This window comes from Rhodanobacter sp. sgz306013 (assembly GCF_057031145.1).
On record NZ_JBXCIJ010000001.1, the window covers coordinates 64,466 to 82,842 of the forward strand.

13 protein-coding genes are annotated in these 18,377 nt (G+C 68.3%); 4 read left to right on the plus strand and 9 right to left on the minus strand.

The genetic code is table 11. From position 1 onward, the window contains the following. Window positions 1-327 precede the first annotated feature (327 nt). A complete protein-coding gene (locus AC2EWF_RS00275; RefSeq protein WP_483637371.1) occupies window positions 328-3,408 on the plus strand; it encodes a TonB-dependent receptor in 3,081 nt (1,026 codons plus the stop codon). Between the two features lie 211 nt (window positions 3,409-3,619). On the opposite strand, the gene AC2EWF_RS00280 is transcribed toward AC2EWF_RS00275, so the two are convergent. The 5 genes from AC2EWF_RS00280 to AC2EWF_RS00300 form a co-directional block, all read right to left on the minus strand. After that, window positions 3,620-4,522 (minus strand): DUF4097 family beta strand repeat-containing protein, encoded by a 903-nt coding sequence (locus AC2EWF_RS00280; protein ID WP_483637372.1) that lies wholly within the window; start codon window positions 4,520-4,522, stop codon window positions 3,620-3,622. 18 nt (window positions 4,523-4,540) lie between these two features. Further along, a complete protein-coding gene (locus AC2EWF_RS00285) occupies window positions 4,541-4,984 on the minus strand; it encodes a hypothetical protein (RefSeq protein ID WP_483637373.1) in 444 nt (147 codons plus the stop codon). Next, window positions 4,981-5,562, minus strand: a complete 582-nt coding sequence (locus AC2EWF_RS00290) for an RNA polymerase sigma factor (RefSeq protein ID WP_483637374.1) — start codon at window positions 5,560-5,562, stop codon at window positions 4,981-4,983. The genes AC2EWF_RS00285 and AC2EWF_RS00290 overlap by 4 nt, the downstream gene beginning before the upstream one ends. A 110-nt stretch (window positions 5,563-5,672) precedes the next feature. Beyond that, window positions 5,673-7,496 (minus strand): phosphoenolpyruvate carboxykinase (GTP), encoded by a 1,824-nt coding sequence (locus AC2EWF_RS00295; RefSeq protein ID WP_483637375.1) that lies wholly within the window; start codon window positions 7,494-7,496, stop codon window positions 5,673-5,675. Window positions 7,497-7,581: 85 nt separating this feature from the next. Next, window positions 7,582-8,160 carry a TetR/AcrR family transcriptional regulator gene (locus AC2EWF_RS00300; RefSeq protein WP_483638232.1) on the minus strand — a complete coding sequence of 193 codons (579 nt, stop codon included), beginning with the start codon at window positions 8,158-8,160 and terminating at the stop codon, window positions 7,582-7,584. 118 nt (window positions 8,161-8,278) lie between these two features. On the opposite strand from AC2EWF_RS00300, the gene AC2EWF_RS00305 reads away from it, so the two are divergent. The 3 genes from AC2EWF_RS00305 to AC2EWF_RS00315 all read left to right on the plus strand — a co-directional run bounded on the left by AC2EWF_RS00305 (window position 8,279) and on the right by AC2EWF_RS00315 (window position 12,212). Next, window positions 8,279-9,175 carry an alpha/beta fold hydrolase gene (locus AC2EWF_RS00305; protein ID WP_483637376.1) on the plus strand — a complete coding sequence of 299 codons (897 nt, stop codon included), beginning with the start codon at window positions 8,279-8,281 and terminating at the stop codon, window positions 9,173-9,175. A 19-nt stretch (window positions 9,176-9,194) separates the two neighbouring features. After that, on the plus strand, window positions 9,195-11,669 hold the full coding sequence (locus AC2EWF_RS00310; protein ID WP_483637377.1) for an acyl-CoA dehydrogenase: 2,475 nt from the start codon (window positions 9,195-9,197) through the stop codon (window positions 11,667-11,669). Between the two features lie 72 nt (window positions 11,670-11,741). Continuing rightward, a complete protein-coding gene (locus AC2EWF_RS00315; RefSeq protein WP_483637378.1) occupies window positions 11,742-12,212 on the plus strand; it encodes a hotdog fold domain-containing protein in 471 nt (156 codons plus the stop codon). 4 nt (window positions 12,213-12,216) lie between these two features. Here the strand turns inward: AC2EWF_RS00315 and AC2EWF_RS00320 are convergent, their stop codons facing one another. Genes AC2EWF_RS00320 through AC2EWF_RS00335 form a run of 4 tightly spaced genes read right to left on the minus strand, consistent with a single transcriptional unit; the run spans window position 12,217 to window position 18,284 of the window. Continuing rightward, window positions 12,217-13,218, minus strand: coding sequence for a diguanylate cyclase domain-containing protein (locus tag AC2EWF_RS00320; protein ID WP_483637379.1), 1,002 nt, complete (start codon window positions 13,216-13,218; stop codon window positions 12,217-12,219). Further along, a complete protein-coding gene (locus AC2EWF_RS00325) occupies window positions 13,215-13,781 on the minus strand; it encodes a chemotaxis protein CheB (RefSeq protein WP_483638233.1) in 567 nt (188 codons plus the stop codon). Before AC2EWF_RS00325 ends, AC2EWF_RS00320 begins: the two co-directional genes overlap by 4 nt. Beyond that, window positions 13,781-14,641 carry a CheR family methyltransferase gene (locus AC2EWF_RS00330; RefSeq protein WP_483637380.1) on the minus strand — a complete coding sequence of 287 codons (861 nt, stop codon included), beginning with the start codon at window positions 14,639-14,641 and terminating at the stop codon, window positions 13,781-13,783. Before AC2EWF_RS00330 ends, AC2EWF_RS00325 begins: the two co-directional genes overlap by 1 nt. A 7-nt stretch (window positions 14,642-14,648) precedes the next feature. Continuing rightward, complete coding sequence (locus AC2EWF_RS00335; protein WP_483637381.1) at window positions 14,649-18,284, minus strand: response regulator; 3,636 nt, start codon at window positions 18,282-18,284, stop codon at window positions 14,649-14,651. Window positions 18,285-18,377: the final 93 nt, after the last annotated feature.

Genomic DNA, 18,377 nt, shown 5'->3' on the forward strand with positions numbered 1-18,377 from the left:
CGAAGCGAAACCGCGCGTTCGATTACACGCCCGCGGGACGCCGGGTCGCGAGTTCTCCAGCTTCCGCAGCGCATTGCAGGAATATTTTCTTGCGGGTCATTGGCTTGTAAATTCTTGCGATATCATTCAGTTGCAAACATGAAATTTTTGTTGACCGTTATGTTCTCGCGTCTTATTTTTACGAAGAGGCAGGTCGTTCGTCGCAAGGAATCATGGAATTCCGCCGCGGCCGAGCCCGGGAGCCAGGGGGCTTCCGTTGATCTGTCGGTTCGATGTGTTTGAGTCGCATCAGTCGTCCGTCCGGACATCTATTTGGGGAGAAACACGATGAGTATTCGCTACCGAGCCAGTGCCGGTGCCATGCGTTGGCGCCCGACTGCCCTGGCGATCGCCATGGGCTTGAGCTTCAGCGGGGCCGCGCTTGCGCAGAGCACCGTCGGCAGCATCTTCGGCCAGGCGCCAGCCGCGTCCGGCGAGACCGTAGTGGTCAGCAATACCTCCGGCTTCTCGCGCGAAGTGCCGGTGGACAGCTCGGGCCGCTACCGCGTCGACCACTTGCCGGTGGGCAGCTACACGGTCACCCTGAAGCAGAACGGCACGGTCATCAGCACGCGCGACAACGCCTACGTCTCGAGCGGCGGCGCCTCGGGCGTCGACTTCGCCACCGCCAGCACCAGTGCCACCCAGTTGTCCTCGGTGACGGTCACGGCCAACGCGCTGCCTTCCATCGACGTCACCAACGTCAACTCGAGCACGGTCATCACCGCGGCGGACCTGAAGCGGCTGCCGGTGGCGCACAGCGCCGAGGCCATCGCCCTGCTGTCGCCGAACACCACGTCGGGCAGCGGTTTCTTCACCGGCACGTCCGGCCAGTCGCTGGTGTCGTTCGGCGGCTCGAGCGTGTCCGAGAACGCCTACTACGTGAACGGCTACAACGTCGGCGAACCGTACAAGAACCTCGGCGGCTTCCAGCTGCCCTACGGCGCCATCGAGCAGCAGGAAACCCTGACTGGCGGCTATGACGCCAAGTACGGCCGCTCCGACGGCGGCGTGATCAACCAGGTCGGCAAGCGCGGCACCAACGACTGGCACTTCGGCGGCCAAGTCTCCTGGCAGCCCCGTTCGCTTGAAGGCACGCCGACCAACTACCGCTATGGGAACCCCGCGATTCCGGCATCCAGCAGCCTGGTCAACTATGCGCCTGATCCGAATGCACCTGGGTCGCTGCGGCAGTACCGCAACGACAACAAGGAATGGCAGACGATCTATTCGGCCTACGTGGGCGGCCCGCTGATCAAGGACAAGCTGTACCTGTTCCTGGCGGGTGAGACCACCAAGACCCAGGGCACCAACGTCGAGATCATCGACAACGGCAAGGTGCAGGATTTCCACGACAAGGAAACGAAGTTCTACGGCAAGCTGGACTGGAACATCACCGACAGCAACGTGCTGGAGCTGACTGCGCTGCGGAACAACACCAGCCTGGGCGCGGGCAATACGTACGTCTACGACTACGACACGTTGCAGCGTGGCGCGTTCTCCAGCAAGAACGACGTCACCAAGGACAACGCCCAGTTCTACATCGGCCACTTCACCAGTTACATCACCGATGCGGCCACGCTGAGCATCACGGCGGGCAAGGGCCATTTCCAGGACCCTGTCGAGTACGGCAACACCAGCCCGCTGCCGTTCATCTCCCGTGGTACCAACGCGACCCTGCCCGACGGCAGCCATCCCACCAACGCCCAGACCAATACCTCGTGGACTTCGCCCGGCGCGAAAAACTCCACCCGCGGCCTGCGCGTGGACTTCGACTACAAGCTGGGCGATCACGACCTGCTGGCCGGTATCGACAACATGTATTACCGGGCCATCGACCAGGGGCCGAACCAGCAGAATCCGTTCAATCCGGCAGTGAACTACTACTGGCGCTATCTGCCGGGCGGTGAGGTGCAGAAGCGCGAGATCGGCTGGGCGACCAGCATGACCATGTCGCAGAAGGCCTACTACCTGCAGGACAACTGGCAGGTGGCTTCCAATGTCTACCTGAGCATCGGCCTGCGCAACGACCGCTTCACCAACTACAACGACCTGAGCCAGGCCTTCGTCGACGAGAAGAACCAGTGGGAGCCACGTATCGGCGCGAGCTGGGACGTGTTCGGTGACTCCTCGTTCAAGGTCTACGGCAACGCCGGCCGCTACTATCTGGCCTTGCCGAACAATGCGGCGGAGCGTGCGGCGAACCGGTCGACCTACCTCACCACCAACTTCTCGTACACCAGCATCGATCCGGTCACCGGCATCCCGCAGGGCCTGACCCAGCTCGGGCCGACGACTTCGCCGGATGGTGAGACGGGCGCACCCAAGGACCCGACGCAGGTCGCCGCGCGCAACCTGAAGCCGGAATACCTGGACGAGTTCATCGTGGGCTTCGACAAGAAGCTGGGTGACCACTGGGTCTATGGCGCCAAGGCGATGTGGCGCGATCTGAAGGCCGCGATCGACGACGAGTGCTCGCCGGGCCAGATCGCCACCAAGATGACCAGCATGGGTCTCGATCCGAGCAAGTACGGCGACTCGCTGTATGGCGCGTCCTATTGCCGCCTGTTCAACCCGGGTCGCACCAACAACATGCTGGTGGTGTCCGACGATGGCACCAGCAAGGTGATCGTGCCGATGACCCTGAAGGATTGGGGCTTCGACCGCGGTGCCGTCCGCAAGTACGGTTCCCTGAACCTGTACCTGGAGCATCCGTTCGACGGCAAGTGGTACGGCCGCGTCGACTACACCTTCACCCGCGGATTCGGCAACACCGAGGGCCAGGTGCGTTCCGATTTCGGCCAAGGCGACATTTCCAAGACCGAAGACTGGGACAGCTGGCAGTTGATGGACGGCCAGTACGGCGACTTCGCCAACGTCCGCAAGCACCAGTTCCGCTTCCGTGGCGACTACCAGGTCAACCCGGAATGGCTGCTTTCGGCCACTTTGCTGGTGCAGTCCGGCATGCCGATGGAGTGCCTTGGCTACTACGGTCCGCTGACGCAGGGTCCGGGCGGCTACCTCCCCGGTGGCGCAAACGACCCGACCGGCTACAACAACTCGGGCACCGGCAACTACCACTGGTGCAACGGCAAGCGCTTGCCGCCGGGTTCGGTGGGCTATACGCCGTGGACGGAGCTGCTCAACCTCGGCGTGCATTACCGTCCGACATTCGCCGACCACAAGTTGAGCTTCAACCTGGATGTCTTCAATGCGTTGAACCAGCAGCGCGCCCTGCAGACCGATCCGTCGTTCCCGAACTCCTTCAATCGGACGAACAACACGATCTACGTCAACAGCAACTATCACCAGGCGCTGTTCACCACGCCGCCGCGCACCGTGCGGTTGTCGGTGACCTACGACTACTGATACATCGGACAGCTTGCAACGTCCCGCTGCCACCGGCCTTCACGGCCGGTGGCTTTTTTGCGGGTGGCCGCTACGCGGAAAGCGGTCGTGCAAAGAGCCAAGCAGCGACAAGGCCGTTCGACCGACGCGCAAGCGGGAATGGCGCTCCCGCGGACGGTACAGACCCGGGTTTGACTCGAGGCCCGCCCTGGTGGCGGGTCCCGAGCCGGCATCAGTTCGCGGTGCGGATGCGCAGGTCGCCGCTGAAGGTCTCGACGTTGATGGCACCACTGCCGCTGCCGAGGCGCGCGTCCAGCTTGCTGCCGGGGCCGTGTTCGGACTTCTGTGCGCTGCCGAAATCGCTGCGCAGGTCCCCGCTGAAGCTGCTGGCATGCACCGTGGCGGAGGTGCCGGCGGGCAGCTGCAGTTGCACGTTGCCGCTCATGCTGTCGATGCCGAGCCTGCCGTCCGGCGCGACGCCGCCGGCAATCTGCACGTCGCCCGATACCGTGCTGAGCGTGAGCTGGCGCCATGGGCCGCCACCCGCCTGTATGCGGCCGGAGATGGTCTGCAGCTTTGCCTGCCCACCCAGCACGGGGGCGAGGATGTCGCCGCTGACCGTCTGCAGACTGGCCTGTGCGGCATGCCCGGCCAGTTCGATGTTGCCGCTGACGCTGTCGACGTTGAGCGACGGCGTGTGCGCGTTGATACGCGCGCGCCCGCTGACCGTGTTGACGGTGATGTTGCCGCCGTCCATGCCGTCTATTACCAGTGGCGCGCTCACCACGCGCACCTCCAGCGTGGCGCCGCGCGGCACGTGCAGGTCCAGCATGGTCGGGCCCATGCGGTTGTCGCTGCCCCAGTCGAACCAGCCGCCGCCTCCCTGCGGCTGCACCTCGATCGCAAGCTTGCCGTCGCTGCCGGTGATCGCCAACGGCCTGGCGCCGTCGCCGAGCTGGCCGCTCACCTGTACCGACGGACGGTCCCAGGCGGTAACGTGCACCTCACCGGCGACGTTGCTGATGCTGATGCGCGCGGTCGGGGTGGCGGCATGCTGCAGGTTGATCGGCGTGTCGGCCAGGGCCTGGCCGATGCATAGGCACAGCAGCAGTGGAGCGTAGCGTGGGATCTTCATGGTCGTTCCTGGCGTGGATCAGCCGGCCTCGTGGACGAGATGGCGCAATTGCGTCTGTTGTTGTTCGGTGCGTGCCAGCAGGCGCTGCAGCGCGGGTGAGTGGGGGGACTGCTGCATGGCCTGCTGCAGTTCGAGGCGGGCCGCATCCAGCTCGATCGCCGCGCCGCTGAGGCGCGGATCGGAGGGGCTCCACGCTGATTTCGCCAAAGCGTTCGCATCGCCCGCCGCAGCGGCGGCATTGCGGTGCAGGCGCAGGCCGATGCCGCCCGCCAGCAGGAAGGCGCTGGCCAGCGCGGCGGCCAGCAACCAGGGCCGATGCGTGGCGCGCGGCGTGGCTTGCAGCACCGTCGCGTTGCCGTCGTGCGCTTCCAGTGCGGCGTCGATCGCGCCCCACAGGTCGCGGCCGGGAGCGATCGGCTGGCGCAGGCTGCGCATCTGCTGTCGCCATTCGAATTCGTTCATGGAGTGTCTCCCAAGGCTTGGCGCAGCAATCGCCGTGCGCGATGCAGTTGCGCTTTCGAAGTGCCTACCGCCATGGCCATTTCCGCGCCGATTTCCTCGTGCCGCCACCCCTCGACGTCGTGCAGCACCAGCACGGCACGTGCGCGCGGCGGCAGCTTGCTGATGGCGCGCTCGAGCTCCTCGCGCTCGGCGGCGCAGAACGGTGTCTCGCCGTGTTCGGGCAGATTGTCCTCGTCCACGTAGCCGACCGGATCGGCGCGGCGGCCGCGGATTTCCATCAGTGCCACGTTGATCGCGAGGCGGTACAGCCAGGTGCCGAACGCGCTCTCGTGGCGGAAGCCGGGCAGCTTTTGCCAGGCGCGCACGAACGCTTCCTGGGTGAGGTCCTCGGCGCGGGCATGGTCGTAGCCGGCCAGCCGGCACACCGCGCCGTGGATGCGTTCGACGTGTCGGCGGTACAGCCGCTGGAACGCCAGCCGGTCACCGGCCACCGCAGCGTGCACGTCGTCGGTATCGTGGTCGGCGGCAGCGGGGGCTGGCGGCATCGAGCGGTCGTTGGCGGGGCAGGCGGCGATCATCTTGCCAGCTTGGATGCCGCTGCGGGGCCAAGGGTTTGCATCGTCGCGGCGGTGACGATCCGCGACGATGCGATCATGGAGCGGAATGGCAAATGCCACCCGGCTCCGGCTCAGGCCGTGGCCGCCTTGCGCGGCGTGGCCTCCAGTGCCTCGGCCACGCGCTGTTGTTCCGCATGCAGGGCCGCGGGCAGGCGCGGCGCGAAGCCCTCGAGGTAGTCGCCGATGGCGGCCAGCTCGGCCTGCCAACCGGCCTGGTCCACGGCGAGCAGTTCGGCCAGCGCGGCCGGATCGAGATCCAGGCCGTCGAGCCTCAGTTCACCGGCGGCGGGCAGCGTGCCGATCGGGGTTTCCACGCCGCGGGCCTTGCCGTCGACGCGGCGGATCATCCATTCCAGCACGCGCAGGTTCTCCCCGAAGCCTGGCCACAGGAACTTGCCGTTCTTGTCCTTGCGGAACCAGTTGACGTGGAAGATCCTGGGCAGCTTCGCGCCCGGTTGGTCGAAGGACAGCCAGTGCCTGAAGTAGTCGCCGTAGTGGTAGCCGGCGAACGGCTTCATCGCCATCGAGTCGCGGCGCAGCACGCCCACTGCGCCGGCGGCGGCGGCGGTGGTCTCCGATCCCATCGCCGCGCCCATCAGCACGCCGTGGGGCCAGTCGCGCGCCTCCATCACCAGCGGCAGCAGGGAGGGGCGGCGACCGCCGAACACGATCGCGCTGATCGGCACGCCTTGCGCATCCTCGGTCTTCGGCGACCAGGTGGGGCACTGCCGTGCGCTTACGGTGAAGCGCGAGTTCGGATGCGCAGCCGGGCCGTTCGCCGGATCGTAGGGGCGCCCCTGCCAGTCGATGACCGGCGTGCCTGGCAGCCCCTCCCACCACGGCTGGTTGTCGGCGGTGACGGCGACATTGGTGAATATGGTGTCGCGCGCAATGCTCTTCAGCGCGTTCGGGTTGCTGTTGTGGCTGGTGCCCGGTGCCACGCCGAAGAAGCCGGCCTCGGGATTGATCGCGTACAGACGACCATCCGCGCCGGGGCGCATCCAGCAGATGTCGTCGCCCACTGTCCACACCTTCCAGCCGGCCCTGCGGTAACCCTCGGGCGGAATCAGCATGGCCAGGTTGGTCTTGCCGCAGGCGGAGGGGAAGGCGGCAGCGATGTAGTGCGTTTCGCCCTGCGGATTCTCGATGCCCACGATCAGCATGTGCTCGGCCAGCCAGCCCTCGTCGCGGGCCTGGTTGCTGGCGATGCGCAGCGCGTGGCACTTCTTGCCCAGCAGCGCATTGCCGCCGTAGCCGGAGCCATAGGACTTGATCATGCGCTCGGCCGGGAAGTGCATGATCCAGCGGCGCTCGGGGTCGAGCTCGCCGGTGGAATGCAGGCCCCTCACGAACGTGCCCTCGCTCTCGATGCGCTCCTGCGCCGCCTTGCCCATGCGGGTCATGATGCGCATGTTGGCGACCACGTAGGCGCTGTCGGTGATCTCCACGCCGCAGCGCGACAGCGGCGAGTCGATCGGGCCCATGCAATACGGGATCACGTACAGGGTGCGGCCTTCCATGCAGCCATCGAACAGCGCGTCCATCTTCGCGTGCGCCTCGGCCGGGGCCATCCAGTGGTTGTTCGGACCGGCGTCTTCCTGGTCCGGATGGCAGACCAGGGTGAGGTGTTCCACGCGCGCCACGTCGGACGGGCTGGAGCGATGCAGGTAGCAGCCCGGGTGGGTCTCCTGGTTTAGCTCGACCAAGGTGCCGTCGGCCAGCATCTGCTGCAGCAGCGCCTGGTATTCGGCTTCCGAGCCGTCGCACCAGTGGATCCTCGCGGGGCGGGTTTGCGCCGCCACCTCGCCGACCCAGCGTTCGAGCGCTTCCAACGTGCTTGCCATCGTGTCCTCACTGGTCTTGTGACAAAAAAGAGGAGGAACCGTAGTTTGCATGCACTGGCATTGCAAGGTCGCGTGCAGCAGGCGCGCGCGGAAACGGCGCCTAGGCGCCGTTTCCGCAAGTTCTCGTTGGAACGGATCAGGCCGGGATCAGGGTGGCGATCATGTGTTCCACGTAGGCGTCGAATTCCTCGTGGTTGATGCGCGGCAGGCCCAGGGTGAAGTTCAGCTGCAGGAAGCCGACGTAGGCGGCGTAGGTCAGCCGCGCGCGATTCAGCGCCTCGCGCGGCGGAAGGCCGGCCTCGCGGTAGGCGGTGTTCAGGAACTCGGTACGCCGTTGCGACACGCGCGCCATCACTGGCACCACCAACGGATGGTCCAGTGCCTTCAGCAGGGCGGCGTAGACGCGGTGCGGCTGCAGTTCGTGCGCCACGCGGCGGAACAGCTCGGGCAGGCGCTTGCGCGGGTCGGCGATCTGCTCGATCTGGCCCAGCACCTCGCGCTCGCCGTATTGCTCCCAGCGTTCCAGCGCTGCCTGCAGCAGCGCCTCGCGGGTGCGGAAGTGCCAGTAGAAGCTGCCTTTGGTGACGCCCAGCTGGCGGGCCAGAGCCTCGACCGCCAGCGCTCCCACGCCCTGGTCGGCGATCATCTGCAGGGCGGCGACTTCCCAGTCTTCCGCGGTGAGGCGGGTGCGTTCCGGTTTGGGGCTGGAATCCATGACCGTATGGTAGCCGCTGCGCATGGCTTTGTAATCCACGGTGACGCCGGTGCGGGCGGGTTGACGGGGCCGGATCGGGCGACCCATACTCATCCGTATGGAAACATCCGCGCCATCGATGCCGGCCCATTGCACGGGGTACGTCGCCACCGGGGACGGCGTGCGCCTGGCCGTGGAAACCTGCGGTGCCGCGGAGGCCCCGACTCTGCTGTTCGCACACGGTTTCGGCCAGACCCGGGGCGCCTGGGGCGGCACAGTCGCCGCACTGGCGGCGCGGGGTTGCCGCTGCGTGAGCTATGACGCGCGCGGCCACGGCGAGAGTGGCCGCCTGCCGGACGGCGCGGGCTCCAAGCACGGGTACCACATGCAGCAGTTCGCCGACGACCTGCTGGCGCTGGCCCGCGCACAGCCCGAACCCCCGGTACTCGTGGGCGCCTCGATGGGCGGCCTGCTCGGCCTGGTGGCCGCGGGCGAGACGCGGCCGCCGCCGTTCCGCGCACTGGTGCTGGTGGACATTACGCCGCGCTGGGAGACGAAGGGCGTGGAGCGCATCCTCGCCTTCATGCAGGCGCACCCGGACGGTTTCGCCGATTACGCCGAGGCTGCCGAACGGATCGCGGCCTACCTGCCACATCGCGCCGGCCGCAAAAGCGAAGAGCAGCTGAAGCCGCTGCTGCGCACGGGCACCGACGGCCGCCTGCGCTGGCATTGGGACCCGGCCCTGCTGGCGGGCGACCTGGTCGCCGAAAGCGAGCGCTACCAGCCGCGCCTGTTCGCGGCGGCCGCGCAGGTGAGCGTGCCGGTGCTGCTGCTCTCGGGTGCGCGCAGCGACGTGGTCTCGCACGCCACGGTCGCCGAATTCCTGCAACTGGTGCCGCACGCCCTGCACGTCGAGGTGGCGGGCGCCACCCACATGCTCGCGGGCGACGCCAACGACGCCTTCACCCGCGAGATCGCAAGTTTCATTCGTACCCTGGACGATGCGGAGGCCCGGCCGGGCGAACGCGTCGCATGACCGCAACGAGGATGTCGAGATGGCCGTGATACTGACCCTGCTGGCGGCGCTCATCGCGAGCGGCGCATGCGCCTACCACCGCAGCAGTCTGCGCACGTTCGCGATCGCCGCGCCGGTGGCCACCCTCGTGGTGGGCCTGGTGACCGGCGCGTTCTGGACGACGCTCATCCTGCTGATCGTCGAGCTGGGCGTCGCGGTGCCGCTGCTGATGGATTCGTTCCGCCGGCGGCAAATCACCGCGCCGCTGCTGAAGATGTTCGCCAAGGTCACGCCGAAGCTGTCGGAGACCGAGCAGACCGCGCTGGAAGCCGGCACGGTGGGCTTCGAGGGCGAGCTGTTCTCCGGCAAGCCGGACTGGGACGAGCTGCTGAAGCAGCCGAAACCCGAACTGAGCGTGGAGGAGCAGGCTTTCCTCGACGGCCCGGTGGAGGAGCTCTGCGCGATGATCGACGACTGGCAGATCACCCACGAGCTGGCGGACCTGCCGCCGGAGATCTGGGACTTCATCAAGAAGCACCGCTTCTTCGGCATGATCATCCCGAAGCGGTACGGCGGCCTGCAGTTCTCTGCGCTGGCGCACTCGGCGGTGCTGCAGAAGCTGTCGACGATGTCGGCCACGGTGGCCTCCACCGTGGCGGTGCCGAACTCGCTGGGCCCGGCAGAGCTGCTGTTGCACTACGGCTCGGACGAGCAGAAGGACTACTACCTGCCGCGCCTCGCGGTGGGCGAGGAGATTCCCTGCTTCGCGCTCACCGGCCCGTACGCCGGTTCCGACGCCACCTCCATCCCCGACTACGGCGTCGTCTGCAAGCAGATGGTCGATGGCGTCGAGACGCTGGGCGTGAAGCTCACGTTCGACAAGCGCTATATCACGCTGGCACCGATCGCCACCGTGGTCGGCCTGGCCTTCCGCATGTACGACCCTGAGCACCTGCTGGGCGACAAGGACGATCTCGGCATCACGCTCGCGTTGCTGCCGCGTTCCACGCCGGGGCTGCAGATCGGCCGACGCCACTTCCCGCTCAACATCCCGTTCCAGAACGGGCCGGTCCACGGCAGGGAGGTGTTCGCGCCGCTGTCCACCCTGATCGGCGGCCCGCACATGGCGGGCCATGGCTGGCGCATGCTGGTGGAATGCCTGTCGGTGGGCCGAGCGATCTCGCTGCCTTCCAACGCCACCGGCGCGATGCGCGGTTCGGCCGCGGCCACCGGCGCCTACGCGCGCATGCGCAAGCAGTTCGGCCTTGCCATCGCCCGCTTCGAAGGCGTGGAAGAGGCGCTGGGCCGCATCGGCGGCCTAACCTACGCCAGCACCGCGCTAGCGCGCGCCACCGCGGCGGCGGTCGACCGGGGCGAAAAGCCCGCGGTGCCGTCGGCCATCGCCAAGTACCACGCCACCGAGTGGGCGCGCGTGGTGGCCGGCGACACGATGGACGTGCACGGCGGCAAGGCGGTGCAGCTCGGCCCGAGGAACTACGCCGGGCGCGGCTGGTCCAGCGTGCCGATCGCGATCACGGTGGAGGGCGCCAACATCATGACGCGCAGCCTGATGATCTTCGGCCAGGGCGCGATCCGTTGCCACCCCTACGTGCTGCAGGAAATGGAGGCGCTGTCCATCGTCGATTACCGACAGCGGCTGCACAGTTTCGACAAGGCGCTGTTCGGCCATATCGGCTTCGGCATCTCCAATGCCGTGCGCAGCTTCGTGATGGGCCTGTCCGGCGGTCGCATGGGCGCGGCCGCGGGCGACGCCTACACGCGCCGCTACTACCGCAAGCTCAACCGCTACTCCGCGGCGCTGGCGCTGTGCGCCGACACCTTCATGGGCGTGCTAGGTGGCAAGCTGAAGTTCAAGGAGAAGCTCTCCGCGCGCCTGGGCGACGTGCTGAGCTACCTCTATATCGCCAGCGCGATGCTCAAGCGCTACGAGGACACCGGTCGGCCGGAGGCGGACCGGCCCTTCCTCGCCTGGGGATTCCACGAGTGCATGTGGCTGATCCAGAACGCGCTGGACGGCGCGATCCGCAACTTCCCGGTGCGCCCGGTGGCCTGGTTGTTGCGCGCGCTGGTGTTCCCGCTCGGTCGCCGCGAAGTGCCGCCCTCCGATCGCCTGGGCCGTCGCGTGGCTGCGTTGCTCACGGCGCCGAACGAGGCGCGCGACCGCCTGACCGAGTGGGTGTACCTGAAACCCACCGCGAACAACACGGTGGGCCGCATGAACGCGTTGCTGCCCGACGTGATCGCCGCCGAACCGGTGGAGCGAAAGTTCCTGAAGGGGCTGAAGGCCGGCCAGTTCAAGGCACACGACTACGACGGCCAGCTGGCCGAGGCGCTGGCTGCCGATGTGATTACCCAGGCCGAGCACGACTTGCTCAAGCGGGTGCATGCCGCGGTGTTCGAGTTCATCTCGGTGGACGATTTCGATGCGGCCGAGCTGCGCGCGGCGGTGACACGGGCGGACGAGCGCCGCAAGGCGCTGGCCGATGCCGCGTGAGTCCGCGCATTGCGACGCGGGGCGGGAGCGAAGGAGGCGCGCGTCGCTCCGTTCTCCCACGGGAGCGAGGACATGAGCGCCGCCCTGCGACTCTGGCAGCGGTGCTCCCGCTGGCCCGCCGGGCGTTGGTTGTACGGCCGGCTGATCTGCCTCAAGGCGCCATACTTCGCCACCATCGCGCCGCGCTTCGAGACGCTGGGGCCGGAGCGCTGCGAGATCGCGATACCTGACCGCCGCCGCGTGCACAACCACATCGGTACCGTGCACGCGATCGCGCTGTGCAACGTTGCGGAACTCTGCGCGGGCATGATGACCGATGTCACCATTCCCGCCGGCATGCGCTGGATACCGAAGGGCATGGCGGTGGAGTATCTCGCCAAGGCACGCGGCACCATGCATGCGTCGGCCGCGCCGGAGCGCGCCGCAGTCGAGTCTGCGGAGGGCTACGCATGGCCGGTGACAGTGCGGGTGCGCGACGACGCAGGCAGCGAGGTGTTTCGCGCGCGCATCGAGATGTGGCTGTCGCCGCGACGCCGGGATTGAGTGTTCAGGCGGCGTGCGCCACGTCCAGCAGGCAACGGTTCTTGCCTGCCCGTTTGGCTTCGTACAGCGCACGGTCGGCGGCCTGGATCAGCGCCTCGTCCGACGCCGTGCCGGGCTTCCACAGGGCGATGCCGATGCTGGCGCTGACCCGTGCCACCACCTCGCCGGAGGGCCCGGGCAGGGGATAGGGCAGGGCAAGCGTGTCGCACAGTTGCTGGCAGCGTTCGAGCAACAGCGGCAGTTGCGTGGCGTCTTCCAGGATCAGCGCGAATTCGTCGCCGCCCAGCCGCGCCACGGTGTCGCCCGCCCGCACATGCCCGCGCAGGCGCATGGCGATTGCCTGGAGCAGGGCATCGCCGACGGGATGCCCGTGGGTGTCGTTGACCGCCTTGAAGCCATCGATGTCGAGCATCGCCAGTGCGAAGCCGCGGCGCTGCCCCTGCGCGATGGCTTCGTGCAGGCGCTCGTGGAACAGCGCCCGGTTCGGCAGGCCGGTGAGCATGTCGTGGGTGGCCTGGTGGCGCACCTGGGCCTCGGCGCGCTGGCGCTCGGCGACCTCCGCCTGCAGCTGGCGGTTGCGCTCGGACAGTTCGCCCAGTGCCTGCTGCAGCTGCATGCGCGCGTTGTAGAGGTCGAGGAACACGCGCACCTTCGAGCGCAGGATCACGTCGTTGATCGGTTTGGCGATGTAGTCCACCGCGCCGGAGCGGTAGCCCCTGAGGCGGTTGAGGTCGTCGGCGTAGGCGGCGGTGACGAAGATCACCGGCGTGTCGCGCAGCTGTTCGGTCTCGCCCAGCAGGGTCGCGACCTCGAAGCCGTCCATGTCAGGCATGTTGACGTCGAGCAGGATCAGTGCGAAGGCCTGCTCCAGGCACAGCGCCAGCGCCTCGTTGCCGCTGCTGGCCTCGACCAGTTCGGCGCCGCAGTCGCCGAGCAGGTGGCGCATCGCCACCAGGTTGGCGCGGGTGTCGTCGACGATCAGCAGCTTGGGACGCGGGTCGGTCATGGCAGGCACAGCTGGTTGAGCAGGGGGGCGATCGCATCCAGCGGTACGCAGTGGTCGGCACCGGCGTGGTCCAGCGCCGCCTGCGGCATGGCGCTGGCCAGCGCGTCGTCCGGCGATTGCACGATCGCGCAACCGCCCAGTCGCCGCAACTCGCGCAGGCCGTCGGCACCATCGGCGTTCGCGCCGCTGAGCACCACGCCCACCAGGGCGCTGCGCCATGCTGCGGCAGCGGAAGCGAACAGCACGTCAATGGAGGGCCGTGCCAGGTTGATGCGTGCATCCGTCGACAGCGTGAAGTGCAGGTCGCGTTCCACCAGCAGATGGTAGCCGGCAGGCGCGACCTGCACCGTGCCGCTGCGTACCGCTTCGCGCTCGGCCGCTTCGATCACCGGCAGCCGTGAGGCGCGGGCCAGCAGCTCGCACAGCAAGTCCACCGTCTCCGAGGCGGTGTGGCAGCACACCAGCACCGCCTGCGGCAGGCGTGGATCAAGTCCGCCCAGCACCGCCTTCAGCGCCTCGGGCCCCCCGGCCGAGCAGCCCAGCACGATCGCGGCCGGGCGCATCACGACGGCCGCCCCGGCGTACCCGTGCCGCCGCGCCGGTAGATCCGCAGGCCGGCATCGACCGGCGCGAAGTCGGTGGTGGCGCCTCCGGCGCCCGGGCGCTCGCGCAGACCAAGGCAGAGGAAGCCGCCGCGCACCAGCGAGTCGCGGAACAGAGTGAGGCAGTGCTGCTGCAGCGGGTCGGCGAAGTAGATCAGCACGTTGCGGCACAGCACGAGCTGGGCCTCGCAGAACACGCCGTCGGCCACCAGATTGTGCTGGGCGAAGGTGACGTTGCGGCGCAGCCGCCCGTCGAGCTTGAGCAGGCCGTAGCGCGCACTGCAGTAGTCGGACAGCGAATGGCGGCCGCCGGCCGCCAGGTAGTTGCGCGACCACTGCTGCGCCGAGCGCAGCGGGTAGATGCCTTCGCGGGCGCGGTCCAGCGCCTGCGTGCTGAGGTCGGTGGCGAAGATCTGGCTGCGCTCGTAAAGCCCGGCCTCCTCCAGCAGGATCGCCAGCGAGTACACCTCCTCACCGTGGGCGCAGCCGGCCTGCCAGATGGTGAGCTGCGGCCAGGAGGCGAGCAGGGGCAGTACCTGCTCGCGCAAGGCCCGGAACACCGAGGGATCGCGGAACATGTCCGAGGCCGGCACCGACAGCCCTTCCAGCAGCTGCGGCAGGAGCGCGGGCTCGTGCAGCAGGCGGTGGGTGAGCGCGCTGATCGCGCCACCGCCGTGCGACCGGGCCAGCTGGCGCACGCGGCGCAGCAGCGACGCCGGCGCGTACTGGCCGAAATCGTAGCCGTGGCGCCGGCGCATCGCCTCGACGAACAAGTCCAGTTCGATGCCTTCCAGTTCGAGGTCGTCCGGCGAATGGTCCACGCTGGCCTCAACGACGCAGCCAGACGCGGATCATCGAGTTGAGCTTGTCGAGGTCGACCGGCTTGGAGAGGTAGTCGTTCGCGCCGGCCGCCAGGCATTGTTCGCGGTCGCCGCGCATCGCCTTGGCGGTGAGCGCGATGACCGGCAGCTGCACGAAGCGCGGCTGCGCGCGGATCTGCCGGATCGCTTCGTAGCCGTCCATGCCAGGCATCATGACGTCCATCAGCACCAGCTCCGGCGCAGCGTCCTCGTCCAGCGCGCGCAGCGCCCGCGGGCCGTCCTGCGCCATGCTGACCTTGAGACCCCAGCCGCGCAGCACCTTGGACAGCGCGAACAGGTTGCGCATATCGTCGTCGACCAGCAGCACGTGGTGGCCCTGCAGCCCGTCGGCGACCTCCGCCGCGCCGGCGGCCGGCTGCTGACGGATGCGGTGCAGGAACAGGCTGACCTCGTCCAGCAGCCGGTCGGGCGAGCGCTCGCCCTTGATCACGATGCTGTCGGTGTACTGGCGGATGCGCAGGTTTTCCTCGCGGCTGAGGTCGCGCCCGGAATAGATCACCACCGGCGGCACCCCACCGCCTGCGGCGAGGCGTTCCAGCAGCTCCAGGCCATCCAGGCCGGGCAGGCCAAGGTCCAGCACGATGCAGTCGTAGGCACCGGCCGCGATCCGTTCCAGCGCCTGCTCGGCGGAGGCGGCCTCGTCGATCTCGACGCCTTCCTGGCGCAGCAGGTTGCGCAACGCGCTGCGCTCGGCCGCGTCGTCGTCCACTACCAGCAGGCGCCGGGTGCGGTCGCGCGCCACGTGCAGCAGGCGTTCGACCGCCTCGTTGATCTGCTCGCGGCTGACCGGCTTGGTGAGGAAGCCCACCGCGCCGAGCTCGCGGCTGTACTCGGCGCCGTCGGCGGCGGAGAGGAAGTGCACCGGGATGGCGCGCGTGGCCGGGTCGGCCTTGAGCCGTTCGGCCACCGTCCAACCGTCGATGCCCGGCAGCATCACGTCGAGCAGGATGCCCAGCGGGTGGTAGCGGCGGGCCAGCTCCAGCCCGCTCTCGCCGTTGGCGGCGAGCAGCATCGGATGGCCCTTCTGGCGCACCATGTCGGCGAGGATGCGCGCGAACGCGGGGTCGTCCTCGACGATCAGGATCGGCGAGTCGCCGGGAGCGATCCGTTCGCGGTCGTCGGGCAGGCTGCCCGGCAGCAGCACGGGGCCGGACGGCTGCCGCACGGTTGCGGCGGCCGTCGGCGCCTCCGTGGCTGCCGCCGGCGCGGTGGCCACGCTGTGCTCCGGCAACAGCAGGGTGAATTCGCTGCCGATGCCGCTTGCGCTGCACAGCACGATGTCGCCGCCGAGCAGGGCGGCCATGCGCCGCGAGATGCTGAGGCCGAGGCCGGTGCCGCCGTATTGCCGGCTGGTGCTGGCGTCGACCTGCTCGAACGCGGCGAACACCTTCTCCAGCTTGTCGGCGGGAATGCCGATGCCGGTGTCGCGCACGCTGATCGCCAGCAGCCGCTGCTCCGCCAGCGCGGCGGGCCGCGGCAGGTCGGCGGCCGGCCGCGCGATGCGCACCTGCACCGAGCCGCTGGCGGTGAACTTGAACGCGTTCGCCAGCAGGTTGTTGACGATCTGCTCCAGCTTGCCGGGGTCGGTGTGGATGCGCGCGGGCAGGCCGTCGGCCAGCTCCACGGCGAAGTCCAGCCGCTTGTCGCGGGCCACGTGGTCGAAGTTGCGGCGCAGGCTGCGGGCGAGGTCCTCCAGCGCGTAGTCGTCCAGCGCCAGCTCCATCTTGCCGGCCTCGATCTTGGACAGGTCGAGGATGTCGTTGATGAGGCGCAGCAGGCTGCTGCCAGCGTCGTGGATGATCCGCGCCGATTCGACCTCCTCCGCGTCCAGCCGGCCGCCGGCGTTCTCGGCGAGGCTGCGCGAGAGGATCAGCAGGCTGTTCAGCGGCGTGCGCAGCTCGTGCGACATGTTGGCGAGAAACTCGCTCTTGTACTGGCTGGCGCGCGCCAGTTCCCGCGCTTTCTCGGCGGTCTCCGCCTGCAGCGCCTCCAGCGTGCGCTTCTGTTCCTGCAGGGTGTCGCTCTGCAGGCGCAGCTCCTCGTTCGAGGACTGCAGCTCTTCCGCCTGCACACGCAACTCCTCCTCGGAGACCAGCAGGCGCTGCGACTGTTCCTCCAGCTCCAGGGTCTTCGCCTCCAGGGTGTCGTGCGACTCGCGCAACGCTTCCTGCTGCTGGCGCATGGTGATGCTGCCGATGCGCAACTGGTCGGCCTGCTCCTGGGTCTGTTCCAGCAGATCCTGTGTGTGCACCGCGCGGTTGAGGTTGTCCAGCGACAGCGCGATCACCGGCAGCAGTTGCTCCAGCAGTTGCCGCTGCAGCGAAGTCGGCGCCTCGAAGCCGGCGAATTCGAGCACGCCGATCAGGCGGTCGCGCAGCAGCACGGGCAGGATCAGCAGGTGGCGCGGCAGCGCGTTGCCGCTGCCGGAGTCGATGCGCAGGTAGTCGTCGGGCAGGTGATCCAGTTCGATCGGCCGGTGGCTCAGCGCGCACTGGCCGACCAGGCCCTCGCCCGGCAGATAGCGCACGGCGGGGTGGGCGCCCAGCCGCAGGCCGTAGCTGCCGATCAGGTCGAGCCGCCCGCTGGCTTCGTCGTGCAGGTAGAGCACGCCGACGCCAGCCTTGAGCAGGGGCATCAGTTCGCCGGTCAGCTGCTCGGCGAACGCACGGTGGGTGGTGGCCTCCTGCAACTGCTGCGAGATCGCCGCGACCTGGCTCTTCAGCCGGGCGTTGGCGTACGTCTCGATCGCCATCTCCTTGAACACCTGCAGTGCGCGGGCGATCTCGCCGATCTCGTCGCCGCGCTCCAGCTGTCTTATCTCGACCTCGTGGTCGTGCGCGGCCAGCCGGGTCATCTGGTCGGTGATGCGCCGCAGCGGCCGGGTGATCAGGCGGAAGCAGAGCGAAATCACCCACCAGCCGAGCAGCAGCATGAGCAGGGTGACCACGGCATCGATCACGCGGGTCCGGGTCACCAGGGTACCCAGGCGCGTGGTGCGGCTGGCCAGCAGGCCTTGTTCCTCGCGGGTCATCTGGGTGAGCAGGTCGAGGATGTTGGCGGCACGCACCGAGCGGCGGTCCATGTAGGCGGTCCGGATGCGCTGGAGTTCCGCCGCCTGCTGCGCCGGATCCAGTGTGCCCAGGCGCGCCATTGGCATCGTCACGCCATCGGTCACCTCCTGGCTCCATTGCGCGATCGCAGCTTCGAGCCGGTCGATGCGTGTCTGCTGCAGCGAGTTGTCGGCGGCCAGTGTGCGGAGCTGGCGGACCTGTCCGTCGAACGCCTGCATGCTGGCCAGGTAGGCGTCGCGTTCCTCGGTGTGCCCGGTCAGCAGATAGCCGCGCACGCCGACCTGGGCGGTCTTGGTCGCGTCGTGGATCTCGTCGATCTGCCGCAGGACGGTGTAGGTATGCACGTACCAGTGCCGCGCCACGTCCTGCTGGCGCAGCGAATCCAGCGTGAGCAGGTTGGTGGCCAGCGAGACGACGAGCAGCAGCGCGATGGCCAGCTGGATCTTGCGCTGGATCGGCTGGTTCGCCAGCCAGGAGTACTTGCGGGGCGTCGTGCGGGGCGTCGCGGGCATGATGGTGTCGCCGAACGGTTCGGAGCTGCGGCCGTCGCACATCCCTGCCGTGCGCGGGGGGGTATCGCGCACAGGGTAACCGCTGCGGGCGCC